Annotated in this window: 26 protein-coding genes and 1 riboswitch; of the genes, 21 read left to right on the top strand and 5 right to left on the bottom strand. The window is 73.7% G+C overall.

The features are described 5' to 3' along the window. Positions 1-60: 60 nt before the first annotated feature. The 5 genes from metK to ACXN5W_RS00110 all read left to right on the top strand — a co-directional run bounded on the left by metK (position 61) and on the right by ACXN5W_RS00110 (position 6,476). Positions 61-1,254: a methionine adenosyltransferase gene (gene metK, locus ACXN5W_RS00130; protein ID WP_473156019.1), complete on the top strand. Its 1,194-nt coding sequence runs from the start codon at positions 61-63 to the stop codon at positions 1,252-1,254. A gap of 38 nt (positions 1,255-1,292) precedes the next feature. Next, positions 1,293-3,245: a primosomal protein N' gene (locus ACXN5W_RS00125; protein WP_473156018.1), complete on the top strand. Its 1,953-nt coding sequence runs from the start codon at positions 1,293-1,295 to the stop codon at positions 3,243-3,245. A gap of 132 nt (positions 3,246-3,377) precedes the next feature. Then, positions 3,378-3,938, top strand: coding sequence for a peptide deformylase (gene def, locus ACXN5W_RS00120; RefSeq protein ID WP_473156017.1), 561 nt, complete (start codon positions 3,378-3,380; stop codon positions 3,936-3,938). A gap of 4 nt (positions 3,939-3,942) precedes the next feature. Then, positions 3,943-4,872, top strand: coding sequence for a methionyl-tRNA formyltransferase (gene fmt, locus ACXN5W_RS00115; RefSeq protein WP_473156016.1), 930 nt, complete (start codon positions 3,943-3,945; stop codon positions 4,870-4,872). Beyond that, positions 4,869-6,476 carry an RsmB/NOP family class I SAM-dependent RNA methyltransferase gene (locus ACXN5W_RS00110; RefSeq protein ID WP_473156015.1) on the top strand — a complete coding sequence of 536 codons (1,608 nt, stop codon included), beginning with the start codon at positions 4,869-4,871 and terminating at the stop codon, positions 6,474-6,476. The genes fmt and ACXN5W_RS00110 overlap by 4 nt, the downstream gene beginning before the upstream one ends. A 98-nt stretch (positions 6,477-6,574) precedes the next feature. Here ACXN5W_RS00110 and ACXN5W_RS00105 read toward each other — a convergent pair whose 3' ends face one another. Together ACXN5W_RS00105 and ACXN5W_RS00100 are read right to left on the bottom strand one after the other, a co-directional pair. Beyond that, positions 6,575-7,462, bottom strand: a complete 888-nt coding sequence (locus ACXN5W_RS00105; RefSeq protein WP_473156014.1) for a septum formation family protein — start codon at positions 7,460-7,462, stop codon at positions 6,575-6,577. Positions 7,463-7,624: 162 nt separating this feature from the next. Further along, the gene (locus ACXN5W_RS00100; RefSeq protein WP_473156013.1) at positions 7,625-8,512 is read right to left on the bottom strand and encodes a septum formation family protein; all 888 of its coding nucleotides are present in this window, start codon (positions 8,510-8,512) and stop codon (positions 7,625-7,627) included. Positions 8,513-8,798: 286 nt separating this feature from the next. On the opposite strand from ACXN5W_RS00100, the gene rpe reads away from it, so the two are divergent. Both rpe and ACXN5W_RS00090 read left to right on the top strand, forming a co-directional pair. Continuing rightward, a complete protein-coding gene (rpe, locus tag ACXN5W_RS00095) occupies positions 8,799-9,473 on the top strand; it encodes a ribulose-phosphate 3-epimerase (RefSeq protein WP_473156012.1) in 675 nt (224 codons plus the stop codon). After that, positions 9,403-10,485 (top strand): GGDEF domain-containing response regulator, encoded by a 1,083-nt coding sequence (locus ACXN5W_RS00090; protein WP_473156011.1) that lies wholly within the window; start codon positions 9,403-9,405, stop codon positions 10,483-10,485. The genes rpe and ACXN5W_RS00090 overlap by 71 nt, the downstream gene beginning before the upstream one ends. Before the next feature lie 82 nt (positions 10,486-10,567). Here ACXN5W_RS00090 and ACXN5W_RS00085 read toward each other — a convergent pair whose 3' ends face one another. Next, on the bottom strand, positions 10,568-10,753 hold the full coding sequence (locus tag ACXN5W_RS00085; RefSeq protein WP_473156010.1) for a DUF397 domain-containing protein: 186 nt from the start codon (positions 10,751-10,753) through the stop codon (positions 10,568-10,570). Then, entirely contained in the window at positions 10,744-11,529 is a 786-nt protein-coding gene (locus tag ACXN5W_RS00080; RefSeq protein ID WP_473156009.1) for a helix-turn-helix domain-containing protein, read from the bottom strand. Before ACXN5W_RS00080 ends, ACXN5W_RS00085 begins: the two co-directional genes overlap by 10 nt. Positions 11,530-12,076: 547 nt before the next feature. Beyond that, a riboswitch (FMN riboswitch) is annotated at positions 12,077-12,254 on the top strand. A 140-nt stretch (positions 12,255-12,394) separates the two neighbouring features. Between ACXN5W_RS00080 and ribD the strand changes: the two genes are divergently transcribed. The 14 genes from ribD (at position 12,395) to pheT (ending at position 24,866) form a co-directional block, all read left to right on the top strand. After that, complete coding sequence (gene ribD, locus ACXN5W_RS00075; RefSeq protein WP_473156008.1) at positions 12,395-13,456, top strand: bifunctional diaminohydroxyphosphoribosylaminopyrimidine deaminase/5-amino-6-(5-phosphoribosylamino)uracil reductase RibD; 1,062 nt, start codon at positions 12,395-12,397, stop codon at positions 13,454-13,456. A 3-nt stretch (positions 13,457-13,459) separates the two neighbouring features. Further along, positions 13,460-14,125 carry a riboflavin synthase gene (locus ACXN5W_RS00070; protein ID WP_473156007.1) on the top strand — a complete coding sequence of 222 codons (666 nt, stop codon included), beginning with the start codon at positions 13,460-13,462 and terminating at the stop codon, positions 14,123-14,125. Then, entirely contained in the window at positions 14,125-14,817 is a 693-nt protein-coding gene (pnuC, locus tag ACXN5W_RS00065; RefSeq protein ID WP_473156006.1) for a nicotinamide riboside transporter PnuC, read from the top strand. The genes ACXN5W_RS00070 and pnuC overlap by 1 nt, the downstream gene beginning before the upstream one ends. Positions 14,818-14,822: 5 nt before the next feature. Continuing rightward, positions 14,823-16,073 carry a bifunctional 3,4-dihydroxy-2-butanone-4-phosphate synthase/GTP cyclohydrolase II gene (locus tag ACXN5W_RS00060; RefSeq protein WP_473156288.1) on the top strand — a complete coding sequence of 417 codons (1,251 nt, stop codon included), beginning with the start codon at positions 14,823-14,825 and terminating at the stop codon, positions 16,071-16,073. Between the two features lie 2 nt (positions 16,074-16,075). Beyond that, positions 16,076-16,579: a 6,7-dimethyl-8-ribityllumazine synthase gene (gene ribH, locus ACXN5W_RS00055; protein ID WP_473156005.1), complete on the top strand. Its 504-nt coding sequence runs from the start codon at positions 16,076-16,078 to the stop codon at positions 16,577-16,579. An 89-nt stretch (positions 16,580-16,668) separates the two neighbouring features. Further along, complete coding sequence (locus ACXN5W_RS00050) at positions 16,669-16,932, top strand: phosphoribosyl-ATP diphosphatase (RefSeq protein ID WP_473156004.1); 264 nt, start codon at positions 16,669-16,671, stop codon at positions 16,930-16,932. Positions 16,933-16,983: 51 nt separating this feature from the next. Further along, positions 16,984-17,829 (top strand): ATP phosphoribosyltransferase, encoded by an 846-nt coding sequence (gene hisG, locus ACXN5W_RS00045; RefSeq protein ID WP_473156003.1) that lies wholly within the window; start codon positions 16,984-16,986, stop codon positions 17,827-17,829. A gap of 69 nt (positions 17,830-17,898) precedes the next feature. Then, positions 17,899-18,393: a PH domain-containing protein gene (locus ACXN5W_RS00040; RefSeq protein ID WP_473156002.1), complete on the top strand. Its 495-nt coding sequence runs from the start codon at positions 17,899-17,901 to the stop codon at positions 18,391-18,393. Positions 18,394-18,793: 400 nt separating this feature from the next. Continuing rightward, entirely contained in the window at positions 18,794-19,450 is a 657-nt protein-coding gene (gene infC / locus ACXN5W_RS00035) for a translation initiation factor IF-3 (protein WP_473156287.1), read from the top strand. A gap of 19 nt (positions 19,451-19,469) precedes the next feature. Then, entirely contained in the window at positions 19,470-19,664 is a 195-nt protein-coding gene (rpmI, locus tag ACXN5W_RS00030) for a 50S ribosomal protein L35 (protein WP_473156001.1), read from the top strand. A 33-nt stretch (positions 19,665-19,697) separates the two neighbouring features. Then, the gene (rplT, locus tag ACXN5W_RS00025; protein WP_473156000.1) at positions 19,698-20,090 is read left to right on the top strand and encodes a 50S ribosomal protein L20; all 393 of its coding nucleotides are present in this window, start codon (positions 19,698-19,700) and stop codon (positions 20,088-20,090) included. A gap of 127 nt (positions 20,091-20,217) precedes the next feature. Beyond that, positions 20,218-20,985, top strand: a complete 768-nt coding sequence (locus ACXN5W_RS00020; RefSeq protein ID WP_473156286.1) for a TrmH family RNA methyltransferase — start codon at positions 20,218-20,220, stop codon at positions 20,983-20,985. Between the two features lie 214 nt (positions 20,986-21,199). Continuing rightward, positions 21,200-22,279, top strand: a complete 1,080-nt coding sequence (gene pheS / locus ACXN5W_RS00015; protein WP_473155999.1) for a phenylalanine--tRNA ligase subunit alpha — start codon at positions 21,200-21,202, stop codon at positions 22,277-22,279. Positions 22,280-22,313: 34 nt separating this feature from the next. Then, positions 22,314-24,866: a phenylalanine--tRNA ligase subunit beta gene (pheT, locus tag ACXN5W_RS00010; protein WP_473155998.1), complete on the top strand. Its 2,553-nt coding sequence runs from the start codon at positions 22,314-22,316 to the stop codon at positions 24,864-24,866. A 68-nt stretch (positions 24,867-24,934) separates the two neighbouring features. Here pheT and ACXN5W_RS00005 read toward each other — a convergent pair. Next, a partial coding sequence (locus tag ACXN5W_RS00005) for an amylo-alpha-1,6-glucosidase (RefSeq protein WP_473155997.1) occupies positions 24,935-25,502 on the bottom strand: 568 nt, incomplete at its 5' end.

Genomic DNA, 25,502 nt, shown 5'->3' with positions numbered 1-25,502 from the left:
CGAGAAGTTCGCGGCGGTGTCTAGACTGCCGCCCAACAGCTGTCGACACTGAGGAGCACCGTGGCACGCCGCCTGTTTACCTCCGAGTCGGTCACGGAAGGCCACCCGGACAAGATTGCCGACCAGATCAGCGACGGCATCCTCGACGCGCTGCTCACCCAGGACCCGCGCAGCCGCGTCGCGGTCGAGACGCTGATCACGACCGGCCAGGTCCACGTCGCGGGTGAGGTCACCACCCAGGCGTACGCCGACATCCCGACCATCGTGCGGGAGACCATTCTGGACATCGGGTACGACTCGTCCAAGAAGGGCTTCGACGGTGCCTCCTGCGGGGTCAGCGTCTCCATCGGCTCCCAGTCGCCGGACATCGCCCAGGGCGTGGACAGCGCGCTGGAGCTGCGCAGCGGTTCCTCGGAGAGCGCGCTGGACGCCCAGGGCGCCGGTGACCAGGGCATGATGTTCGGCTTCGCCTGCTCCGAGACGCCCGAGCTGATGCCGCTGCCGATCGCGCTGGCCCACCGCCTGTCCCGGCGGCTGTCGGCCGCCCGCAAGGACGGCACCATCCCCTACCTGCGCCCGGACGGCAAGACGCAGGTCACCATCGAGTACGACGGGCTGCGGCCGGTCCGGCTGAACACGGTCGTGGTGTCCAGCCAGCACGCCGCCGACATCTCGCTGGAGTCGCTGCTGACGCCGGACGTGCGGGAGCACGTGATCGGCCCCGAACTCGACGGGCTGGGCCTGGAGACCGACGGTTACCGGCTGCTGGTCAACCCGACCGGCCGGTTCGAGATCGGCGGCCCGATGGGTGACGCCGGCCTCACCGGGCGGAAGATCATCGTCGACACGTACGGCGGGTACGCCCGGCACGGCGGTGGCGCGTTCTCCGGCAAGGATCCGTCCAAGGTGGACCGCTCGGCGGCGTACGCGATGCGGTGGGTCGCCAAGAACGTGGTGGCCGCCGGCCTCGCGGAGCGCTGCGAGGCGCAGGTCGCGTACGCGATCGGCAAGGCCCAGCCGGTCAGCCTGTTCGTCGAGACGTTCGGCACCGAGAACGTCCCGGTCGAGCGGATCGAGCGGGCCATCAGCGAGGTGTTCGACCTGCGTCCCGCGGCCATCATCCGGGACCTGAACCTGCTGCGGCCGATCTACCGGCAGACCGCCGCCTACGGGCACTTCGGGCGCGAGCTGCCCGACCTGACCTGGGAGGGCACCGACCGCGCCGGCGACCTGAAGTCGGCAGCGGGAGCCTGACCAGCGGCAAGCGTGGCGACCGGCAACCCGCCGACGGGTTGCCGGTCGCGCGCGTCTGCGTCGATGTACCCCTGGCCCACCTCGACCGGCCCTTCGACTATCTGGTGCCCGCCGAGCTGGCCGACACGGCGGTGCCGGGCACCCGGGTCCGGGTCCGGTTCGCCGGCAAGCTGGTGGACGGTTGGCTGCTGGACCGGGCCGCTGATTCGCCGCACAGCGGCCGGCTGACGTACCTGGACCGGTTGGTCTCCCCGGAGCCCGTGCTGGCACCGGAGATCGCCCGGCTGGCCCGCACGGTCGCCGACCGGTACGCGGGAAACCTCGCCGACGTCCTCCGGCTGGCCGTACCGCCCCGGCACGCCCGCGTCGAGCGCGAGCCCACCGCCACCCGGGATCCGGTGACGGCCGGCGTGGCGGTGCCGGCGGACGAGGCGGTGCCGGCGGACGAGGGCTGGCGGGCGTACCCGGCCGGGCCGGCGTTCCTGACCGCGCTCGCCGACGGGCGCTCGCCGCGCGCGGTGTGGTCGGCGCTCGCCGGCGAGGACTGGCCGGCCCGGTACGCGGCGGCGCTGGCGGCCACCGTGGAGTCCGGGCGCGGTGCCGTGGCGGTCGTCCCGGACGCCCGGGACCTGGACCGGCTGGACGCCGCGCTCACCGCGCGCCTCGGTCCGGGCCGGCACGTGGTGCTGTCGGCGGCGCTGGGCCCGGCCAGGCGGTACCGCGCCTTCCTCGCGGCCCGGCGCGGTGAGGTGCCGGTGGTGATCGGTACCCGGGCGGCGGCGTTCGCCCCGGTGGACCGGCTCGGCCTGGTGGCCATCTGGGACGACGGGGACGATCTGCACGCCGAGCCGAGGGCGCCCTATCCGCACGCCCGGGAGGTGCTGCTGACCCGGGCACAGTTGGCCGGGGCGGGTGCCCTGGTGGGCGGGTTCGCCCGCAGCGGTGAGGCGCAGTTGCTCGCGGAGACCGGGTGGGCCGTCGGGATCACCGCGGACCGCGACGTGGTCCGGTCCCGTACGCCCAGGGTGACGCCGATCGGCGACGACCCGCAACTGGCCCGGGACCCCGCGGCGGAGTCGGCCCGGTTGCCGAGCGTGGCCTGGGAGGCGGCCCGGTCGGCGCTGGGCGCCGGTGCGCCGGTGCTGGTGCAGGTGCCCCGCCGGGGATACCTGCCGTCGATCTCCTGCGCCACCTGCCGTACCCCGGCCCGGTGCCCGCACTGCTCCGGACCGTTGGCCCTGCGTTCGGCGCGGGCCGTCCCGGCGTGCCGTTGGTGCGGCCGGCCGGCTGCCGCGTACTCCTGTCCGACCTGTGGCGACCGCCGGCTGCGCGCGGCCGTGACCGGGGCCCGGCGTACCGCGGAGGAACTGGGCCGGGCCTTCCCCAGGGCGACGGTGCGGACCTCGGGCCGGGAGGAGGTGCTGGCGGCGGTGCCGGCCGAACCGTCGGTGGTGGTGGCCACCCCGGGCGCCGAGCCGGTCGCGGCCGGCGGTTACGGCGCGGTGCTGCTGCTGGACGCCTGGGCTCTGCTCACCCGGGCCGACCTGCGGGCCAGCGAGGAGACGCTGCGCCGCTGGATGACGGCGGCGGCGCTGGCCCGGCCCGCCGAGGCGGGCGGCCGGGTGGTCGTGGTGGCCGACGCCGGCCTGGCGACGGTGCAGGCGCTGCTGCGCTGGGACCCGGGCTGGTTCGCGGCCCGTGAGCTGGCGGAGCGCCGTGAGCTGGGTTTCCCGCCGGCGGTCCGGATGGCCAGTGTGACGGGTACCCCCGAGGCCGTGGCCGACCTGCTCGGCCTGGCCCGGCTGCCGTCGGGGGCCGAACCGCTCGGGCCGGTCCCGGCCGCCGAGGGCGCCGAGCGGATGCTGCTGCGGGTGGCCCGGTCGGGCGCCGCCGACCTGGCTCGGGCCCTGCACGAGGCGGCCGGGGTGCGGGCCGCCCGCAAGGCCGCCCATCCGGTCCGGATCCAGGTCGATCCGCACGAACTGTTCTGAGCCCGGTCGCACCCGAGCGGGCGCCGGGTGCCGACCGGTGCCAGCGGGCGCGTTGACCGTGTCTCCGGCGCTCGTGACGGGTCCGTAGACTGGTACGGCAGCAGTTTCACCGCCACGAAGGAGTCAGCTCGCGTGACCGTCCAGCCCATCCGTCTCTTCGGTGATCCGGTGCTGCGCACGCCGGCCGACCCGGTCGTCGACTTCGACGCCGAGCTGCGCAAGCTCGTCGCCGACCTGACCGAGACGATGCGCGAGCAGAGTGGGGCCGGGCTGGCCGCCCCGCAGCTCGGGGTGAGCCTGCGGGTCTTCGCGTTCGACGTGGACGACGTGGTGGGACACCTGGTCAACCCGGTGCTGGAGTTCCCGGACGAGGAGGAGCAGGACGGCCCGGAGGGCTGCCTGTCCATCCCGGGGCTGTACTTCGACACCAAGCGCCGGCAGAACGTGGTGGCCAAGGGGTTCAACGAGTACGGCGACCCGGTGCAGATCGTCGGCACCGGCCTGATGGCGCGGTGCGCGCAGCACGAGACGGACCACCTGGACGGGGTGCTGTTCATCGACCGGCTCGACCCGGCGGGCCGCAAGGAGGCCATGAAGGCCATCCGGCAGGCCGAGTGGTACGACCAGGGCGCCCCGCCCGTGGTCAAGCTCAGCCCGCACGGACCGGCCAGCCCGTTCGGCCTGGGTCGGTGAGCTGATGCGACTCGCCTTCGCCGGCACGCCGGCCGTCGCCGTACCCGCACTGGACGCCATCGCCGCCTCCGGACGGCATGAGCTGGCGGCCGTGGTCACCCGCCCGGACGCCCCGGCGGGGCGTGGTCGTGGCCTCCAGCGCTCCCCGGTGGGCGCGTGGGCCGACGAACGGGGGATCGAGGTGCTCACCCCCGACCGGCCCCGGGATCCGGACTTCCTCGCCCGGCTCGGCGCCCTGGGCGTCGACTGCGTGCCGGTGGTCGCCTACGGCGCGCTGGTCCCGCCGGCCGCGCTGGAGATCCCCCGGTACGGCTGGATCAACCTGCACTTCTCGCTGCTGCCCGCGTGGCGCGGGGCGGCCCCCGTGCAGCACGCGGTCCTGCACGGCGACGAGATCACCGGCGCCAGCGTCTTCCAGCTGGAGCAGGGCCTCGACACGGGCCCGGTCTACGGCACGGTGACCGACGAGATCCGCGCCACCGACACCTCCGGTGACCTGCTGCACCGGCTGGCGCGCTCCGGTGCGGGCCTGCTGGTGGCGGTGCTCGACGCGATCGAGGCGGGCACCGCGCGGGCCGAGCCGCAGCCGGGGGACGGTGTTTCGACGGCGCCCAAGTTGACCGTCGAGGACGCGCGGGTGCCGTGGTCGGACCCGGCGTTCGCGGTGGACCGCCGGATCCGGGCCTGCACGCCCGCCCCGGGTGCCTGGAGCACGTTCCGGGGCGAGCGGTTGAAGCTCGGGCCGGTCGTACCGGTCGCCAACGGTCCGGACCTGAAGGCCGGCGAGCTGTGGACGGAGCGGGGCCGGGTGCTCGTCGGCACCGGCACCACGGCGGTCAGCCTGGGCGAGGTGCGGGCGGCGGGCAAGCGCGCCATGCCGGCCTCCGACTGGGCGCGCGGCGTCCGGGTCGGCGCCGGCGAGGCGCTGGCATGACGGCCGACCGGGAGTCGAGCCTGCCCCGTGCCGCCGACCGGGAGCCGGGCCGCTCCAGCGGTGCCGATCGGGAGTCGGGTCGGTCCAGCGGTGCCGACCGGGAGTCGGGTCGGTCCAGCGGTGCCGACCGGGAGTCGGGTCGGTCCACTGGCACCGACCGGGGCCAGGGTCGGCCGCGTGGGACCGACCGGGGGTCGGCGGATGGCCGCGGCCGGTCCGGCCGACCGGCCAGGCCGGCGGTCGACCCCGCGCGCCGGGCGGCGTACGACGCCGTCGCCGCGGTACACCGCGACGACGCCTTCGCCAACCTGGTGCTGCCGGCCCTGTTGACCGAGCGCGGGCTGTTCGGCCGGGACGCCGCGTTCGCCACCGAGCTGACCTACGGGACGCTGCGCGCGCTGGGCACCCTGGACGCCGTGCTCGCCTCGGCCGCCGGTCGCGAGGTCGAGCGGATCGACCCACCCGCCCGGGACGCGCTCCGGCTCGGGGCGTACCAGTTGCTGCACACCAGGGTTCCGGCGCACGCGGCGGTGTCGGCGTCGGTGGACCTGGTCCGGGCGGTGGCCCCCGGCGCGGCCGGGTTCGCCAACGCGGTGCTGCGGCAGGTGTCGGAGAAGGACCTGGACGCCTGGATCACGGAGTTGGCTCCACCGGTCGACACCGACCCGCTCGGGCACCTCTCGCTCGCGTACAGCCACCCCCGGTGGATCGTCCGGGCGTTCCTGGACGCACTCGGTGGCGACCTCGGGGAGACCACCAGGTTGTTGATCGAGGACAACGACCGGCCACCGGTGCATCTGGCCGCCCGCCCGGGCCGGGCTGACGCGGTCGAGTTGGCCGACGAGGTCGGCGGGGCGCCCGGCGCGTTCTCGCCGTACGCGGTCTACCTGCCCGGCGGTGCCCCCGGTGACCTGGCCGCGGTGCGGCAGGGCCGGGCACACGTGCAGGACGAGGGCTCGCAGCTGGTGGCGGCGGCGCTTGCCGGCGCACCGCTGGCCGGCGGTCCCGACGCGCGCTGGCTCGACCTGTGCGCCGGACCGGGCGGCAAGGCTGGGCTGCTCGGCGCGCTGGCCGCGCAACGCGGCGCCGAGGTCACCGCCGTCGAGGTGGCCGAGCACCGGGCCCGGTTGGTGACCCAGGCCGTACGCGGGCTGCCCGTGACGGTCCACACGGCCGACGGCCGCGACGTGGGGGTCGAGCCGGATCTGCCGGAGGGCGGGTTCGACCGGGTACTCGTGGACGCGCCGTGTACCGGGCTCGGCTCGTTGCGCCGGCGGCCGGAGTCGCGGTGGCGACGGCAGCCCGGTGATCTGCCCGCGCTGACCCGACTCCAGCGGGAACTGCTCGGCGCGGCGCTGCGGGCGGTCCGCCCGGGTGGCGTGGTCGGCTACGTCACCTGCTCGCCGCACACTGTGGAGACGCACGTGACGGTCACCGAGTCGGCGCGGCGGTCGGGGGTGCCTGTCGACTTCGTCGACGCCCGGACGTTGCTGCCGGCCGGCATGCCGGGACTCGGCGACGGCCCCACCGTGCAGCTCTGGCCGCACCGGCACGGCACGGACGCGATGTTCCTGGCGGTGCTGCGCCGGGAGCCGACGGGCTGACCTCCCGGCGCCCCCGCCGGAACGCCGCGCCGCGCCGGACCGGGCCGGCAGGTGCCCGACCGGGTCAGCCGGCCCGGGTTGTGTGTGGTGCGACCGGGTCAGCCGGCCGGCAGCCCGGCCGGGCCGGCGTCGCGCAGGGACCGGCTGAGCGTCCGGTCGGTCCACAGGAAACACAGCACGCCGCGGTCGCCGTCCCGCCAGTCCCGGTCGTCCGGGGCCTTCCAGATCGAACCCACCCGCGCCTGTACGGTCCGGACGGGAGCGCCGGTGAACCGGGCGATGATCTCCGTGCACCGACCGCCGATCCGGTCCCCGTCCCGGACCAACGCCGCGCGGTCCATACCGGCCGGCGCGGTCCAGACACCGGCGAACTCCGCGTCGTGTGGCGCCGTGCAGGACTCCTCGTCCATTGCGGCGAGTTCGTCGTCGTGTCGTTGGACCCGGAAGCAGGTGTGACTGAGCGGGGAACCGGGCCGTAGCGCACCGGCGAACCTGGACTCCCGGGGGCGCGGGATTCCGCTGTCGCTGCCCAGGCGGTACGTCTCGTAGAGGTCGCAGCGGAACCAGCGGGCGCCCGTGGACCAGTCGTGGCGCGGCGGGAGCAACAGGTCCAGGTCCAGGCGACCGCCGTGCCAGTCGGCGCCGAGCAGCGCGCTGGCCGCCCGTTCACACCGGGCCCGGGCGGCGCGCACCGTTGGCGAGCCGGCCGACGGCGGGCCGGGGCGGGCCGCGTCGGCTCCGGTGAGGGTGCCGACCAGCACGGTCTCGGTGTCGTGCGGCTGTTCGCAGTCCACCTGCCGGTCCTCGGTGATGCCCGCGTCGCCGCGCTCCGGGTGGCAGACCCCGGCGGCCGGTACGAACGCCGCCGCCGACGGCAGGGCGGCCCAGTCGTCGGTCAGGTCCCGGTCCACCCCGCCCGTTGCGCGGCAGGAGGCGCAGGCCAGCAGGGTGGCCAGGCCCAGGATCACCGAGCGCCACCGTCGCATCGCCCGCTCCTCTCCGGGGCCGGCCACCATCCGGTGGTCAGGACGCCGTCGCCGTGGCAGCGCGGCCAGGGGGCCGCGTCCGCCCGGTGTTCGGGGACCCGGTGCCAGCGACGGGCCAGCAGCATACGGTACGGCGACGCGGCGGCTGCCCACGGCCACGGCTCAGGACGTGGGCAGCAGGGCCGGTCCCTCGTCGTGGGCCGATCCCTTCAGGTCCCGGTCGTTCATCCACAGGAAGCACTGAACGCCACGGTCGCCGCCGGCCCAGGCCGTCGCGTCCGGGTGGTAGTAGATGGAGCCCACCCGGGCACCGACCGCGCCGTCGTCGGGGATGCCGGCGAACGCGGCGACCCGGCTCAGGCAGGCCCGGTGGGTACGGTCAGCCGCGCGCTCGAACTCCTCGAACGTCCGCTCGGGCGCCCGGTAGACCCCCACGAACTCGGCCCGGTGCGGCTGCTGGCAGGGCACCGGCTCCATGAAGTTGATGTCGTCGTTGATCATCTTGGGCTGGAAGCAGCGGTGGGCCAGCGCCGCCGTCCCGGTCAGCGCGCCGCGCAGGCTGCGGGTGCGGGCGACCGCCGTGTCGTCGTCGAGGCTGCGTGTCTCGACCAGGTCGCAGCGGTACCAGCGGGCGCCGGCCGACCAGGCGGCGACCCGGGGCAGCATGAGGGTCAGCGCCAACCGGCCGGTGCGCCAGTCGGCGCCGAGCAGCCGGGTGGCGTCCCGGTCACAGGCGTCGTGCGCGGCCAGGACGGTGGCCGAGCCGGGCGGCGGCGGCGTCCGACGGGTGGCGTCCCTGCCGGTGAACGTGGCCACCCGGACGGTCTCGGCCCGGTGCTCCTCGTCGCAGGGCACCGGCTGGTAGGTCGCCACCGACGCCTCGCCGGCCCGGGCGTGGCAGGTGCCGGACTGTGGCGTCCAGACGGCCAGTGGGCCGACCGGGGTCCAGTCGTCGGTGAGGTCGGTGTCCACTCCGGGCGGTGCGGCGCAGCCGGCCAGCACGACCGTGACGAGTACCGACGCCGCCACGCTGCCCAACCACCGTCGCACCCTGTCGTCCCTCCCGCGGACTCGATGCCGGGCCGCGCGCCACCGGTCGCTGCGCGACTTCGGCGCTGGCGGACCGGATCGCACGGTGTGTCGAGCAGCCGATGCTACTAGTGTGTCCGATCTGCCGGGAACGGCCTCGGCCACAATTGGTGGCTTTGCCGGGCTGTCGCGACCGGGAGTGCCGGTGCGCTGCACCGACGGTGGTGTGCCGGGCCTGCCGGAGTCCCGCCCGCACGTCGGGCCGCCTCGTGACACCGGCGCCTGGCGACCTTCGTAGACTGACGCCGTGGCCACACCGATCGTCGCACCCAGCATCCTCGCCGCCGACTTCGCCCGGCTGGCCGACGAGGCCAGGGCCGTGGAGTCCACGGCGGACTGGCTGCACGTGGACGTGATGGACAATCACTTCGTGCCGAACCTGACCATCGGGCTGCCGGTGGTGCAGAGCCTGCTCGCGGTCACCTCGCTGCCGTTCGACGTGCACTTGATGATCACCGACCCGCGCCGGTGGGCGCCGGCCTACGCCGACGCCGGGGCGTACAACGTCACCTTCCACGCGGAGGCGTGTGACGACCCGGTGGCGCTGGCCAAGGAGCTGCGCTCGGCGGGCGCGAAGGCGGGGCTGGCGCTCGACCGGGACACCCCGATCGAGCCGTACCTCGACCTGCTGCCGAGCTTCGACACCCTGCTGATCATGACGATCAAGGCCGGGTTCGGCGGGCAGCGGTTCATCCCGGAACTGCTGGACAAGGTCCGCACGGCGCGTCGGCACGCCGCCACCGGCCACCTGGACCTGCGGATCGAGGTGGACGGCGGGATCGGCGAGGACACCATCGAGCAGGCGGCCGAGGCGGGCGCCGACGCTTTCGTGGCCGGCACCGCGGTCTACGGTGCCGCCGACCCGGCCGCCGCGGTCACCGAACTGCGGCGCCGGGCCGCCCGCGCCAGCCAGCCGGGCTGAGAAGGCCGGACCCGACCAGCCGGATCAGCCGCGATCGGAGGCGCTTACCGTGACCGTGGACCCGCCGCAGGAGCGGCCCGACGTCATCCTGGTGGTCGATGACGACGAGGACATCGCCCGGTTCGTCGCCTTCAACCTGCGGTTGCACGGTTTCGAGGTGATCCACGCGCACGACGGGCAGGAGGCGCTGGAGGTCATCGAGCGGCAGCGGCCGGACCTGGCCGTGGTGGACCTGATGATGCCCCGGATGGACGGCGTCGAGCTGACCCGACGGCTGCGCGCCGACCCGATGACCGCGGTGCTCCCGGTGATCATGCTGACCGCACGCGGGATGACCCAGGACAAGGTGGTGGGACTGACCACCGGCGCCGACGACTACCTGGTCAAGCCGTTCGACACCGCCGAACTCGTGGCCCGGGTGATCTCCACGCTCCGCCGGAACAAGGAGTTCCGCGAGGTGTCCCCGCTGACCGGGCTGCCCGGCAACAGCCGGATCCGCCGGGAGATCACCGACCGGGTACGGGGTGGCCTGGAGTACGCCGTCGGCTACGTCGACATCGACCGTTTCAAGAGCGTCAACGACCGGTACGGCTTCGTCCGTGGCGACGAGTTCATCAGCACCCTGGCCCGCAGCCTGCACCGGGCGGTGGTCTCGGTGTCGCTGCCACCGGCGTTCCTCGGGCACGTCGGCGGCGACGACTTCGTGTTCGTCTGCGCCCCCGAACAGGTCCGGCCGCTGACCGAGCGGGCCGTCGTCGACTTCGAGAAGGCGGCGGACGAGCTGTACGACGAGCCGGACCGGGAGCGTGGCTACGTCGAGCTGAAGGACCGGCGTGGTCAGATCCAGCGGGCGGCGCTGGTCACCCTCTCCATCGGGGTGGCCCTGTCCACGCCGCAACGGCGGTTCACCGACCCGCTGGAGGCGATAGCCGTCGCGTCGGACATGAAGAGCGTCGCCAAGGGCCAGCCGGGGTCGTACGTGGCCCTGGACCGCCGCCGGTCGGGTGCCTGAATCGAACAGTGGCCGCCCGACCGTGCGGTCGTGGTCCAGCGGTTCCGGCGGCGCGGCGGTTCCAGGCTCAGCGGTTCCGGGCTCAGCGGTTCCGGAGGGCGGCCGTGAACGCCCGCCAGGTGGCCGGTTGGAAGGTCAGCGCGGGACCGTGCGGGTCCTTGCTGTCGCGGACGCCGATCACCCCGGTCAGGTTGTCGGCCACCTCCACACAGTTGCCGTTGGATCCGCTGCGGGTGCTCTTGCGCCACCTGGCGCCGGTCAGGTCCATCGCTCCGCCGCTCCCTTGATCAGGTCCAGGGACTCGGGGCGCGGTAGCGCCTCCGCGGCGATCCGCGCCCACCGTTGTTCGAGGGTAGCAATGTCCTTCCTGCGGTCCGTCGTCTGCGCCATGAGCTGGTTGTCGACACAGGCTGTCCGCCGGCCGTCCGGCAGGTCGGCCAGCACGAACGAGCCCTGTTGGCCGGTGTAGACGCCGAGCCGGGACGGCACGATCTGGAGCTTCACCTGCGGCAGCGCCGCCACCTGGACCAGTTGCCACAGCTGCTCACCGACCGCCTTGCGCTGGTCCTCGGCGGCGCGTTCGAGCGCGCTCTCGTCCAGCAGCACTGTCAGCATCGGTGGCTGCTCCCGGTGCAGCACGGCCCGCCGGGCCAGCCGCGCCGCCACGAGCCGGTCCAACTCCTCGTCCTGCAACAGCTCACCAGCGAGCGTCACCCGGGCGTAGCTCTCGACCTGGAGGACCGCCGGTACATACGCCGGTTCGAACCAGCGCAGCACCGTCGCCTCCTGCTCGTACTCGATCCAGTCCCGCAACCAGGCCGGCGCGCCCAGCCGCTCATACAGCCGCTGGTACACGCCGCCGGTGTGCAGAGCCTTGTCGACGGCCCTGACGTAGTCGGCGGTGGGGGACCGCTGCCCGCACTCGATCCCGGACACGTGGCTGTTCGAGTAGTTGATCTGTCTGGCCAGATCCTCCTGTGTCATTCCCCGCGCCTGCCGGGCGGCGCGCAATTCATCAACGAGAAATTCGCTGCCAGTTCCCATCGATTCCCAAACCTTTCCCAGATCTTGTTCCCGGGCACACCCGGGAACAACCGAACCGACTGAGATAATCAGGGGTGGTTCCGTTTTACCGCGAGCGTATCCACCCGGCGGGGAAGGCGGAAGACGTGCCGAAAGCTTCTGCGGAAAGGGCGAGAAAGTGCAATTGGCTACCCCGATCCACCCGGTCACGAGGACCGAAGGCGTGACCGATGTTCGAACGCGATCGAGATGATCCGCGTTCACTTACCGCCGTACGAAAGCGCCGGGGTTCGTCGTACAGAAAGCGCCGGGTCCGCCGTACAAAATTGGTCGGGGTCCGCCGGGCGGAATCCGCCGGAAAGGAGACCGATGCGGCCGGCGGGTCGGATCCGGCCCGGAACGACCACCGGGCGGGGTGCCGGTCCGGCCCGAGTGGACCCCGACCGGCGGACCAGGTCGGCGGGACAGCCGTCGACCGGCCGTTGACCGGGCGGCAGGTGGTTGTGAGGTGGATCGCTGTGGGGGCGCGCGGTCGTCGCGGACGTGCAAGACTCTGAAGGTACCCACCACGCGCTGGCGGGACTCGGTGTAATTCCGAACCGGCGGTGATCCGCGGCCCAACGGCCACGGTAAGCCCGCGACCCGGTCGGCCCCGTGCCGCCCGGTGGACCTGGTGTGATTCCAGGGCCGACGGTTGGGGGCGGGCTCCACCCGCGCCCAGACAGTCCGGATGGGAGACAGCGCGCGGGACGGAGGGGTCCTCGGGCCGTGCGCTGCGCGCCGCCCGGTCGGCCCCTCGGGGTCGGCGCTGCCGTCCCCGGATCTCCGCCTCCGCCTGCCCACTCCCGGCCTGCCCGCGCACCCGGCGAGCGGAAGCGAGGGCGGCATGCCGAGCGAAGCCATCGACACGGCGATGCGCCGCGCGATCGAGCTGGCCGCCCGAGGCATCGGCACCACCAGCCCCAACCCCGTCGTCGGATGCGTCCTGCTCGACCCGACGGGCCAGGTGGTGGGCGAGGGTTTCCACGCCTACGCCGGCGGCCCGCACGCCGAGATCGTGGCGCTGGCCCAGGCCGGCGACCGGGCCCGGGGTGGCACCGCCGTGGTGACCCTGGAACCCTGCGACCACACCGGCCGCACCGGCCCGTGTTCCGGGGCGTTGATCCGGGCCGGGGTGGCCCGGGTGGTGATCGGGGTGGCCGATCCCGACCCGGTGGCCGCCGGTGGCGCCGAGACGCTGCGCGCCGCCGGCATCGAGGTCCAGACCGGCGTCCGCGAGGCGGAGGCGGAGGCCGGGAACATCGCCTGGCTCACCGCGGTACGCCGCGGCCGGCCCTACCTGACCTGGAAGTACGCGGCCACCCTGGACGGGCGTTCGGCCGCGGCCGACGGCACCAGCAGGTGGATCACCTCGGAGCCGGCCCGGATGGAGGTCCACGCGCTGCGGGGCGCCTCCGACGCGGTGATCGTCGGGGTGGGCACCGTGCTCGCCGACGATCCCCGGCTGACCGCCCGCAACCTGCGGGACGGTTCGCTGGCGATCCGCCAGCCGCTGCGGGTGGTGGTGGACAGCGCTGGGCGTACCCCGGCCGACGCCCAGGTCCGCGACGCCGCGGCGGCCAGTTGGATCGCCACCGCCGCGGACGTCGGCGCCGGGCCCGACGGCCGGGTCGACCTGCGCCGCCTGATGACCCGGCTGTACCAGCGGGGAGTCCGTTCGGCGCTGCTGGAGGGCGGCCCCGAGCTGGCCGGCGCGTTCCTGCGGGCGGGCCTGGTCGACCGGGTCGTCGGCTACCTCGCGCCCCGGTTGCTCGGCGCCGGCCCGGCCGCGCTGGCCGACGCCGGCGTGCGGACCATCGCGGACATCATCGACCTGGATCTCACCGACATCGAGCGGGTCGGCCCCGACCTGCGAATCTCCGCCGTTCTGCGGCAGAGGGAGGTTTGAGGCATGTTCACCGGCATCGTCGAGGAACTCGGCACCGTCGTCCGGGTGAGCGAGACGTCCGGCGACTCGGCGCTGGTGGCGCTGCGTGGCCCGACCGTCACCGGGGACGCCCGGCACGGCGACTCGATCTCGGTCAACGGCGTCTGTCTGACCGTGGTGGCGGTGGACGGCGACGTGTTCACCGCCGACGTGATGGGCGAGACGCTGCGCCGGTCCGCGCTGGGCGCGTTGCGGCCGGGTGACCGGGTGAACCTGGAACGCGCCGCCACCCTCGGCAGCCGGCTGGGCGGGCACCTCGTGCAGGGCCACGTCGACGGCGTCGGGACGGTGCTGTCCCGCGAGGCCGCCGAGCAGTGGGAGACGGTGCGGTTCTCGGTGCCGCCGGAGCTGACCCGCTACCTGGCGGAGAAGGGCTCGATCACCGTGGACGGCGTCTCGCTGACCGTGGTGGCGGTGGGCCCGGACTGGTTCACCGTCGGACTGATCCCCACCACGCTCGACCTGACCACGCTGGGCGCCCGCACGGCCGGCGATCCGGTGAACCTGGAGGTCGACGTGATCGCCAAGTACGTCGAACGGTTGCTCGGCGCCCGGCCCGGAATGGCCGACGGCGCGTCGTCGTTGTCGGGCGCGGGTGGCGTGTTGCCGCCCGACGTGGGGGAGGCGTGATGGGGTTCCTCGGTTGGCTGCTGGACGCCCGACTGGACATCGCCGGCTCGACGGTGCTGTGGCGGGAGATCGTCGGCAACGTCTTCGGGCTGGCCTCCGCGCTGCTCGGCATGCGCCGCCGGACCTGGGCCTGGCCGGTCGGCATGGTCGGCAACGCGTTGCTGTTCACCGTCTTCCTGGGTGGCGCGTTCGCCACGCCGTACCAGGTCGACCTGTACGGCCAGGCGGGCCGCCAGGTCTTCTTCTTCGCCGTCAGCCTCTACGGCTGGTGGCGGTGGACCCGGATGCGTCGGCTGCGGACCGTGCCGGACGGCGCACCCGTCGCGCCCCGCTGGGCCAGCGGCCGGGAGCGGCTGCTGCTGCTCGGCGCCGCCGTCGTGGCCATGGCGGTGTTCTACCCGTCGCTGCGGGCGCTGGGCTCCTGGGGCCCGCTGGCGGACGCCTGGATCCTCACCGGCAGCCTGCTGGCCACCTACGGAATGGCGCGCGGGTACGTCGAGTTCTGGCTGATCTGGATCGCGGTGGACGCGGTCGGGCTGCCACTGCTGCTGCGCGGCGGGTTCTACCCCTCCGCGGCCATGTACGCCGGCTACGGCCTGTTCTGCGTCTGGGGCCTGGTGAGCTGGTGGCGGACCTCCCGGACGTTGCGCGCCCTGCCGATCCGGACCGAGTACGCGGAGGCGACAGCGTGACCGGGTTGACTGAGCCGCTGGCCGACGGACCGTTCGGCACCATCGAGCAGGCGGTGGCCGAGATCGCCGCCGGCCGGCCCGTGGTGGTGGTCGACGACGCGGACCGGGAGAACGAGGGCGACCTGGTGTTCGCGGCCGACTTCGCGACCCCGGAACTGGTCGCGTTCACCATGATCGAGTGCCGGGGCCTGCTCTGCGTACCCATGGAGGACGCCGACCTGGACCGGCTGCACCTGGGCGACATGGTGGAGCACAACACGGAGCGGCACGGGACGGCCTTCACCGTGTCGGTCGACGCCCGGGTCGGGGTCACCACCGGGATCAGCGCCGCCGACCGGGCCCACACCATCGGGCTGCTGGCGAACCCCGCGAGCCGGCCCGACGACCTCGCGCGCCCCGGCCACGTCTTCCCGCTGCGGGCCCGGCCCGGCGGTGTGCTGCGCCGCCCGGGGCACACCGAGGCGGCGGTCGACCTGGCCCGGCTGGCCGGGCTCACCCCGGCCGGGGTGATCTGCGAGATCGTCAACGACGACGGCACGATGGCCCGGCTGCCCGAGCTGACGGTCTTCGCCGAGAAACACGGGCTGGTGCTGATCACCATCGCCGACCTGATCGCCTACCGGCGGCGGACCGAGAAGCGGGTCCAGCGGGTGGCCGACGCCCGACTACCCACCCGGTACGGCCTGTTCCGGGCGGTCGGCTACCGGGTCACCGACGACCCGGCCGAACACATCGCGCTGGTCCACGGCGACCTGGGCGACGGGCACGACGTGCTGGTGCGGGTGCATTCGGAGTGCCTGACCGGCGACGTCCTCGGCTCGCTGCGCTGCGACTGCGGGCCGCAACTGGACGCCGCGTTGACCCGGGTGGCCCGGGAGGGCCGGGGCGTGGTGCTCTACATGCGCGGCCACGAGGGCCGGGGGATCGGGCTGTTGCACAAGCTCCAGGCGTACCAGTTGCAGGATCTCGGGCGGGACACCGTGGACGCGAACCTCGACCTGGGCCTGCCCGCGGACGCCCGGGACTACGGCACCGGGGCGCAGATCCTCTACGACCTGGGCGTGCGCTCGATGCGGCTGCTCACCAACAACCCGGCCAAGCGGGCGGGCCTGGAGGGGTACGGCCTGACGATCAGCGGCCGGGAGCCGATGCCGGTCCGGGCGCATCCGGAGAACGTGCGCTACCTGCGGACCAAGCGGGACCGGATGGGTCACCTGTTGGACGAACTGGACGACGTAGCCGAAGGGTTGGGATAGCGATGGCGGGCTTCGGGGAACCGGCGACCGAGCCGGTGGACGCCACCGGTCTGGTGGTCGGGGTGGTGGCGGCCCGGTGGCACGGTGAGCTGACCGACCACATGCTGGACCGGGCGGTGGCGGCGGCCACGGCGTGCCGGGCCGCGGACGTGGTGGTGGCCCGGGTGGCCGGCTCGGTCGAGCTGCCGGTCGTGGCGCAGGCGTTGGCCCGGCGCTGCGACGTGGTGGTGGCCCTCGGGGTCGTGGTGCGCGGCTCCACCGCCCACTTCGACTACGTCTGCCGGTCGGTGACCGACGGGCTGACCCGGGTGGCGCTGGACACCGGCAAGCCGGTGGCGCACGGCGTGCTGACCGTCGACGATCTCGACCAGGCCCGCGACCGGGCCGGACTGCCCGGCTCGGCCGAGGACAAGGGTTGGGCGGCGACGGTGGCCGCGCTGGACGCCGCCGTGGCGATCCGCCAGGTCATCGCGACGGCCGGGCGTCGGGTGGGCTTCGTCGGCTGACCCGCCGGGACGGCGCCCGCCCGCCTGCCGGGGGAGGGGACCGACCCGCTTGCCCGAGGGGTGATCGAGGGCTGCGAGAATCATCTTTCGTGAAGACGTTCGAGGAGCTGTTCGCCGAGCTGGAGGCCAAGGTCGCCGCCCGCGACCCCGGGTCGGCGACCGTGGCCGCGGTGGACCGAGGTGTCCACGCCATCGGCAAGAAGGTCGTCGAGGAGGCGGCCGAGTCCTGGATGGCCGCCGAGCACGAGGGGCCGGAGCGCACCGCCGAGGAGATCTCCCAACTGCTGTACCAGGCTCAGGTGCTGATGCTCGCCACCGGTCTGCGACTTGAGGACGTCTACCGACATCTGTGAGTGCCCCCGCGTCCCGTCCCGCCCGACGAATCCGCCAAGGAGCACCCGAAGATGTTGCGAATCGCCGTACCCAACAAGGGAACCCTCGCCGAGCCCGCCGCGCAGATGCTGCGTGAGGCCGGCTACCAGCAACGCACCGACAGCAAGGACCTGGTCTGCCGGGACGACCCCAACGGGGTCGAGTTCTTCTACCTGCGTCCCCGGGACATCGCCACCTATGTGGGCTCCGGCGACCTCGACCTGGGCATCACCGGCCGGGATCTGCTGGTCGACGCCGGCAGCTCGGCCGAGGAGATCCTCGACCTGGGCTTCGGCGGGGCCACCTTCCGGTTCGCCGCCCGGCCCGAGACGCTCTCCTCGATCAAGGAGCTGGGTGGTCGCCGGGTCGCCACCGCGTACCCCGGGGTGGTGCAGCGCTACCTGGCCGAGTACGACCTGGACGCCGAGGTGATCCGGCTGGACGGCGCGGTGGAGAACGCCGTCCGGCTGGGCGTGGCGGACGTGATCGCCGACGTGGTGGAGACCGGCGCCACGCTGCGTCAGGCCGGGCTGGTGGTGGTGGGCGACCCGATCCTGCGCTCGTCCGCCGTGCTGGTTCGCCGGACGGGGACTCCGGCCAACCCGCAGGTCGACCAGCTCGACCGCCGGCTGCACGGGGTGCTGGTGGCCCGGCGCTACGTCATGCTGGCCTACGACGTGCGGGCCGACCTGCTGGAGCAGGCCAGCGCGCTGACCCCGGGCATCGAGTCGCCGACCATCTCGCCGCTGCACCGGGAGGGCTGGGTGGCGGTCCAGGCCATGGTGCTGCGGGACCAGATCCACCGGGTCATGGACGAGCTGTACGACCTGGGCGCCCGGGCGATCCTGGTCACCAACATCCACGCCTGCCGCCTCTGAACTGCGGTACGCCGGCCGGTGCCACGGGGTACCGGTCGGCGGGCGTCGTGCCGGTGGCAGACTGGACGGGTGAGTGACTCCGACGTCGTCAGGTTGCGCCCGCGCCGGGCCCGGGTGGTCTGCTGGATCTCGGCGGCCGCCGTGCTGGTGGTCTTCACGGCGGTGGCGACCTCGCTGCACGGCTCCACCGGGGAGGGCAGCGCGACCTTCCAGCGGGGCGATCAGGTGGCCATGGTCGGGCTCGGCATCCTGGCCGCGCTGGGCATCCTGCTGTTCACCCGCCCCCGGGTCGACGCGGACGCGCGGGGTGTCCGGGTTCGTAACATTCTCGGGTCTTACGAGCTGCCCTGGGAGGTCGTCCGGGCCGTGCGGTTCGGTCGCGGCTCCCCGTGGGCCAGCCTGGAGTTGCACGACGAGGACAGCCTGCCGATGATCGCGGTCCAGGCCGTGGACAAGGAGTTGGCGGTGGCCGGGGTACGCGCGCTGCGCGCCCTGCACCAGCGGCACGGCGCGGCGGTGGCGCCCGCCGCCCCGGTCACGCCGCCGGGCCGGATCGAGGGCTGACCCGGGGCCGACGGGCGCCCGGCGGAGAAACCGAGGTTTGCGCTGGTGGCCGCGCTGCGGCGGCCGGCCGGACGACCTGCTATCATCGTTACGTCGACCATGCTGTAGTCCACCCTTGTTGTCATGTGAGCTTGTGATCTGACAACACCGGGATGGGCATCCCGCTTCGGCGGGCAGCCATAAAGCGGAGCGCCTGCTCCCACCCGTGTCACCTCTTCCGGTGTCCGGGTCCGGTCAACCGGCCTCGGGGCCTCGTGTCCCGGTGCCGGCGGTGCGTGTCGCGCGCCACGACCGGTCGAGCGGGCCCTGGCATGCGCCGGGGCCTTCTGCTTTCCGGGTCGGCTCCCACCCGGGAGCCGCCGGGGTCACATCCTTTTCGAGTACGGACCGAGGAGGCCCCATCAGCGTCGAACCACGCGTCAACGATCAGATCCGGGCACGGGAGGTTCGCCTGGTCGGTCCCGAGGGTGAGCAGGTGGGCATCGTCCCGCTTGAGCGGGCCCTCCAGCTGGCCGCGGACGTCGATCTGGACCTGGTCGAGGTTGCGCCGATGGCGCGCCCACCGGTGTGCAAGCTCATGGACTTCGGCAAGTTCAAGTACGAGAGCGCACTGAAGGCGCGCGAAGCGCGGCGTAACCAGCAGCAGACCGTCATCAAGGAGATGAAGCTCCGCCCGAAGATCGACCCGCACGACTACGAGACCAAGAAGGGTCACGTGGTCCGGTTCCTCAAGGCGGGCGACAAGGTCAAGGTGACGATCATGTTCCGCGGTCGCGAGCAGAGTCGCCCGGAGCTGGGTTACCGGCTCCTGCGCCGGCTCGAGTCGGAGATCTCGGAACTCGGGTACGTCGAGGCCGCCCCCAAGCAGGACGGCCGTAACATGATCATGGTTCTGGCTCCGCACCGGGCCACCAAGGCCGCCGCGGTCGCCGCGACGGCTGCGCGTGGCGGGGCGCCGCGGGAGCCACGGGACATCGATGGCTCAGCCGCCCCCGAGGCGGTCGAGACCGGAGCGGCCGGTGAGGCCGGCGTCGCCGTCGAAACCGGCGGCGAGTAACAGGGGAGAGACGTTTCACATGCCGAAGATGAAGAGCCACACGGGTATGGGCAAGCGGGTCCGGGTCACCGGCCGCGGCAAGGTCGTGTCCCAGCAGGCAGGTATGCGGCACAACCTGGAGAAGAAGTCCTCCACCCGGACCCGCCGGCTGGCCGGCACGGTCGAGGTGGCCAAGGCCGACATCAAGCGCATCAAGAAGCTGCTGGGCCGCTGACGCGCGCCACCTGACACGTAAGAAGGAGTTGAGATGGCACGCGTCAAGCGGGCTGTGAACGCCCAGAAGAAGCGTCGTACCCTGCTGGAGACCGCCAGCGGCTACCGCGGACAGCGCTCCCGGCTGTACCGCAAGGCCAAGGAGCAGGTGCTGCACTCGATGCAGTACGCCTACCGGGACCGTCGCGACCGCAAGGGCGACTTCCGGCAGCTGTGGATCACCCGGATCAACGCGGGCGCCCGCGCCAACGGGATGACCTACAACCGGCTGATCCAGGGCCTCCGGCTGGCCGGCATCGAGGTGGACCGCAAGATCCTCGCCGACCTGGCCGTCAACGACGCCCCGGCGTTCGCCGCGATCGTCGAGGTGGCCCGTGCCGCCGTGGCGGCCGAGGGCACCGGTGGCGCCTCGGCTCAGGCCGCCTGATCCAGGTTCGGGCCCGAACGGCCTGATCCGATCCGTACGCCCTCCCCGGCCACCCGCCGGGGAGGGCGTGTCGTTGTTGGCGAACGAACGGGAGCGACAGTTGTTCACGCCGCGTACCCCCCGGGTGGTGGCCGCCCGCCGGCTGCACCGCCGCCGGGACCGGGACGGCACGGGCCGGTTCCTCGCCGAGGGGCCACAGGCGGTACGCGAGGCGCTGGCCCGACCGGGCACCGTCACCGAGCTGTTCGGCACCCCGGCCGCGTTCGACCGGTACCCCGAGTTGACCTCGGCGGCCCGCGAGGCGGGCGTGCCGGTGTCGCCGGTGACCGAGGACGCGCTGGCGGCGCTCGCCGAAACCGTCGTACCGCAGGGGCTGGTCGCGGTCTGCGGGCACTTGGACGTGTCGCTGACGGAGGCCCTTTCCGGCCCGCCCCGGCTGGTGGTGGTGCTGGCCGGGATCCGGGATCCGGGAAACGCCGGGACGGTGCTGCGGACCGCCGACGCCGCCGGCGCCGCGGCGGTGATCTTCGCCGGGGAGGCGGTCGACCCGTACAACGGCAAGTGCGTGCGCGCCTCGGCCGGCAGCCTGTTCCACCTGGACGTGGTGCGGGCACCGGACCCCGCCGCCGTGCTGGCCGAGGCGCGGGCGGCCGGGCTGCGGGTGCTGGCCGCCTCCGGGTACGGCGAGACCGACCTGGACGACCTGGCCGACGCCGGTGACCTGGCCAACCCCACGGCCTGGGTGTTCGGGTCCGAGGCGCACGGCCTGCCGGCCGACCTCGCCGCCGCCGCGGCGGCCCGGGTCCGGGTGCCGCTGCACGGCCGCGCCGAGAGCCTCAACCTGGCTGCGGCGGCCGCCGTCTGCCTGTACGCTTCCGCGAGAGCACTGCGGTGACCCGTTCGACGGTCCCGCACGGTCCGACGAAGGAGCCTTCGGCGATGATGAACGCGGTACGGCGTTCGTTTAGCCAGCCCGCCGGTGATGGCGGGCGGTGGAGCTGACCCTTCGTCCATACCTCCCACCGGCGGGCAGCGGCCGCGCCGCGCGTCCGTAGACTCGCACCGCCGCCGTCGAGGCGGCGACCGCCGTGAGGGAGTACCCGTACGCCATGACCTACCGCAACGACCCGTACGACCCGAAGCAGGCCGCCCTGCTCGACCCGGCCGCGCTGGCCGAGGCCGTGACGGCCGCCCGCCGGGCGTTCGCCACCGCCGCCGACCCGGACGAGCTGGCCGGGCTGCGCCATCAGCATCTGGGTGACCGGGCCCCGGTCTCGCTGGCCCGCCGTGAGATCGGCGCGCTGCCGCCGGCCGCCAAGTCGGACGCGGGCAAGCGGGTCAACGAGGCCCGCCGCGCCATCGAGGCCGACTTCGCCGACCGGCGGGCCGAACTGGACCGCGCCGAGGCCGCCCGGGTGCTGGTGGCCGAGCGGGTGGACGTCACGCTGCCGTACGACCGGCGCCCGCGCGGAGCGCGGCACCCGCTGACCGTGCTGATGGACGAGATCGCCGACCTGTTCGTGGGGATGGGCTACGAGATCGCCGAGGGCCCCGAGGTGGAGCTGGAGTGGGCGAACTTCGACGCCCTCAACATCCCACCCGACCACCCGGCGCGGGGCCTGATGGACACCGTCCACATCGCCGGCAAGGACGGCGCGGCCGACGCCGGCCTGGTGCTGCGCACCCACACCTCGTCGGTGCAGGTGCGCACCATGCTGACCCGGCAGCCCCCGATCTACATCGTCTGCCCGGGACGGGTCTACCGCACCGACGAGCTGGACGCCACGCACAGCCCGGTGTTCCACCAGGTCGAGGGACTGGTGGTCGACCGGGACATCACGATGGTCCACCTGCGCGGCACGCTGGAACACTTCGCCCGGATGATGTTCGGCACCGGCGCCCGGGTCCGCTGGCGGCCACACTACTTCCCGTTCACCGAGCCGTCGGCCGAGTTCGACGTGTGGTTCCCGGAGCACCGTGACGGCCCGCGCTGGGTCGAGTGGGGTGGCTGCGGCATGGTGAACCCCCGGGTGCTGCGGGCCTGCGGCATCGACCCGGAGGTCTACTCGGGCTTCGCGTTCGGCATGGGCATCGACCGGACGCTGATGCTGCGGCACGGGATCAGCGAGATCCGGGACCTCTTCGAGGGCGACGTGCGGTTCACCCGCGCCCTCGGGGTCGAGTCCTGACCGACGCGGACAAACGGAATCTGGTGGAGAACTGATGCGCGTTTCACTGTCCTGGCTCCGCGAGCACGTCGATCTGCCCGCCGAGCTGAACACCGCCGAACTGGACGCGGCACTCGTGGGTCTCGGCCTCGAACCCGAGTCCATCGTGGACCAGCGGGAGACCGTCACCGGCCAGCTCGTGGTCGGCGAGGTGCTCCAGATCGAGGAGTTGACCGGGTTCAAGAAGCCGATCCGGTTCTGCCGGGTCGACGTCGGCGGCGCCAACGGCACCGGCGAGCCACAGGAGATCGTCTGCGGGGCGCGGAACTTCGCCGAGGGCGACCGGGTGGTGGTCATCCTGCCCGGTGGGGTGCTGCCGGGCGGGTTCGCGATCGGCGCCCGCAAGACGTACGGGCGCAACTCCAACGGCATGATCTGCTCGGCCCGCGAGCTGGGGCTCGGCGACGACCACTCGGGCATCATCGTGCTGCCCGGCGACGCGCCCGGCAAGCCCGGCGACGACGCCCGGCCCATCGTCGGACTCGACGACGTGCTGATCGAGGTCGAGGTCAGCCCGGACCGCGGCTACGCGCTGTCGGTGCGTGGCATCGCCCGCGAGCTGTCGCACGCGTTCGACGTGCCGTTCCGGGACCCGGGGCTGGTCCCGGCGCCCGAGGTGACCGCCGAGCCGGCGTACCCGGTCCAGGTCCACGACCCGGTGGGCTGCGACCGGTTCGCCGCCCGGCTGGTGCGCGGGGTCGACCCGGCCGCGCCGACGCCGGACTGGATGGCCCGCCGGCTCACCGTGGCCGGCGTCCGCACCATCTCGTTGCCGGTGGACATCACCAACTACGTGATGCTGGAGCTGGGCCAGCCCATGCACGCCTTCGACGCGGCGGCACTGTCCGGTCCGCTGGTGGTCCGGCGCGCGGTGCCGGGCGAGCGGCTGACCACCCTCGACGGGGTCGACCGGGCGCTGGACCCGGAGGACCTGGTGATCTGCGACGCCGGGCTGCCGATCTCGTTGGCCGCCGTGATGGGCGGCGAGACCTCCGAGGTGGTGGCCACCACCACCGAGGTGCTGTTCGAGGCCGCGCACTGGGACCCGGTCACGGTGTCCCGGACCGCGCGCCGGCACCGGCTGTTCAGCGAGGCGGCCAAGCGTTGGGAGCGCGGGGTCGACCCGACCCTGCCGCTGGTCGCGCTGGAGCGGGCGGTCACGTTGCTCACCACGTACGGGGGTGGCACCGTCGCGCCGGGCATCACCGACCTCAACGAGGTGCGCCCGCGTACCCCGATCAGCCTGGACGCCGGGCTGCCCAGCCGGCGGGTCGGAGTGGACTACCCGCCGGCCCGGGTGGCGGCGCTGCTGGAGCGGGTCGGCTGCTCCGTGGCGGCCGGCGACTCCGTGCCGGCCGGCGACTCGCTGGCGGCCGGCGGCTCCGTGGTGGCCGGGGGCGGGACCGTGTTCGCGGTGACCCCACCGAGCTGGCGGCCCGACCTCACCGACCCGGCCGACCTGGTCGAGGAGGTGGTCCGGCTCGACGGGTACGACAAGGTGCCCGGCGTGCTCCCGCCGGCCCCGCCCGGCCGTGGCCTCACCCCGCAGCAACGCCGCCGCCGGGCCGTGGCCCGGGCGCTGGCCGAGAACGGGTACGTCGAGGTCGTGCCGTGGCCGTTCATCGCGCCGGAACTGGCCGACCAGCTCGGGCTGGACCCCGACGACCCGCGCCGGGAGACGCTGCGGCTGGCCAACCCGCTCGCCGACACCGAGCCGCTGCTGCGGACCTCGCTGCTGGGGCCGCTGCTCGCGGTGCTGCGCCGCAACCTGGGCCGGGGACACCGGGACCTGGCCCTGTACGAGATCGGTCCGGTGTTCCAGCCGCGCGCCGGGGTGGGTACGCCGCCCACGATGGGCGTGGACCGGCGACCGACCGACGAGGAGTTCGCGGCGGCCGACGCGGTGGTGCCGGACCAGCCCCGGCACGTGGCCGTGGTGCTGGCCGGTGAGGTCGAACCGGCGGGCTGGTGGGGCGCGGGCCGCCCGGCCGGCTGGGCCGACGCGGTGCGGGCCGGCCGGCTCGTGCTGGACGTCGCCGGCATCCCGGCCGACCGGGTGACGGTACGCGCCGCCGAGCGGGCACCCTGGCACCCCGGCCGCTGCGCCGAGCTGCTGGTCGACGACCGGGTGATCGGGTACGCCGGGGAACTGCACCCGGCGGCGCTCGCCGCGCTGGAACTGCCCCGCCGGACCAGCGCGCTGGAGCTGGACCTGGACGCCGTGCCCCCGGCGCCGGTGCGCCCGGCACCCCGGATCTCCGGGTACCCGCCGGCGCTCATCGACGTGGCACTGGTGGTCGACGAGGCGGTGCCGGCCGCCGACCTGGAGCGGGCCCTGGCCGAGGGCGCCGGTGAGCTGCTGGAGTCGATCCGGCTGTTCGACGTGTACGCCTCGGAGCAGCTCGGTGCCGGTCGCCGCTCACTGGCGTACAAGCTCACCTTCCGGGCCCCGGACCGGACGCTCACCGCCGAGGAGGCGGTGGCGGCCCGGGACGCGGCGGTGGCCGAGGCCGCCCGCCGGTACGACGCCACCCTGCGCGGCGCCTGAAGGGAAAGGAAGGGCACCTTCTTATCGCTTTTTGTATAGGAAGGGGCCCTTCCTGACGCCCGGGGCTCTCAGCCGACTCGGCCGCGGCCAAGGGCGTCGGTACGGCCCCACCGGCCAGGTATGCCGAGCAGTTCGATCCGACCGATCTTGGTCGGCACCGCCGGCCGGGTCACCAGATGGTCGCCGCGCGGCTCCAGTCCGAGCATGGTGCGCAGCAGCAGCAGCGGGGCGCCGGTGGACCAGGCCTGCGGGCTGCACGCGGTCGGGTACAACACCGGATACCGGGTGAGTTCCCGGTCGTAGCCGCCGAACGCCTCGGGCAGCCGGCCGTTGAAACATGCCGCGGCGTCGAAGATGCCCTCGGCGACCCGGGCGGCCTCGGTGGTGTAGCCGTAGCGGCGTAGGCCCCAGGCGATGATGGAGTTGTCGAAGGGCCAGACGGTGCCGACGTGGTAGCCGAGGGGGTTGTAGCGGCCTTCGCCTTTGGCGAGGGTGCGGATGCCCCAGCCGGAGAACAGGTGGGGGCCGAGGAGGTGTTGGGTGATTTTTTCGGCGCGGTGTTCTTCGACGATGCCGCTCCACAGGAGGTGGCCGATGTTGGAGGACAGGGCGTCGACGTGGTTGCCGTCGGGGTCG

The sequence above is a fragment of the Plantactinospora sp. A48 genome (genome assembly GCF_055793945.1).
This window is presented reverse-complemented; position numbering and strand designations above follow the sequence as displayed.

Excerpts from the sequence above, each read along its gene's own strand:
- fmt (WP_473156016.1), top strand. The coding sequence starts at position 3,943 with ATGCGACTCGCCTTCGCCGGCACGCCGGCCGTCGCCGTACCCGCACTG.
- ACXN5W_RS00110 (WP_473156015.1), top strand. The coding sequence starts at position 4,869 with ATGACGGCCGACCGGGAGTCGAGCCTGCCCCGTGCCGCCGACCGGGAG.
- ACXN5W_RS00105 (WP_473156014.1), bottom strand. The coding sequence starts at position 7,462 with ATGCGACGGTGGCGCTCGGTGATCCTGGGCCTGGCCACCCTGCTGGCC.
- ACXN5W_RS00085 (WP_473156010.1), bottom strand. The coding sequence starts at position 10,753 with ATGGACCTGACCGGCGCCAGGTGGCGCAAGAGCACCCGCAGCGGATCC.
- ACXN5W_RS00080 (WP_473156009.1), bottom strand. The coding sequence starts at position 11,529 with ATGGGAACTGGCAGCGAATTTCTCGTTGATGAATTGCGCGCCGCCCGG.
- ribD (WP_473156008.1), top strand. The coding sequence starts at position 12,395 with ATGCCGAGCGAAGCCATCGACACGGCGATGCGCCGCGCGATCGAGCTG.
- ACXN5W_RS00070 (WP_473156007.1), top strand. The coding sequence starts at position 13,460 with ATGTTCACCGGCATCGTCGAGGAACTCGGCACCGTCGTCCGGGTGAGC.
- pnuC (WP_473156006.1), top strand. The coding sequence starts at position 14,125 with ATGGGGTTCCTCGGTTGGCTGCTGGACGCCCGACTGGACATCGCCGGC.
- ribH (WP_473156005.1), top strand. The coding sequence starts at position 16,076 with ATGGCGGGCTTCGGGGAACCGGCGACCGAGCCGGTGGACGCCACCGGT.
- hisG (WP_473156003.1), top strand. The coding sequence starts at position 16,984 with ATGTTGCGAATCGCCGTACCCAACAAGGGAACCCTCGCCGAGCCCGCC.
- rpmI (WP_473156001.1), top strand. The coding sequence starts at position 19,470 with ATGCCGAAGATGAAGAGCCACACGGGTATGGGCAAGCGGGTCCGGGTC.
- rplT (WP_473156000.1), top strand. The coding sequence starts at position 19,698 with ATGGCACGCGTCAAGCGGGCTGTGAACGCCCAGAAGAAGCGTCGTACC.
- pheS (WP_473155999.1), top strand. The coding sequence starts at position 21,200 with ATGACCTACCGCAACGACCCGTACGACCCGAAGCAGGCCGCCCTGCTC.
- pheT (WP_473155998.1), top strand. The coding sequence starts at position 22,314 with ATGCGCGTTTCACTGTCCTGGCTCCGCGAGCACGTCGATCTGCCCGCC.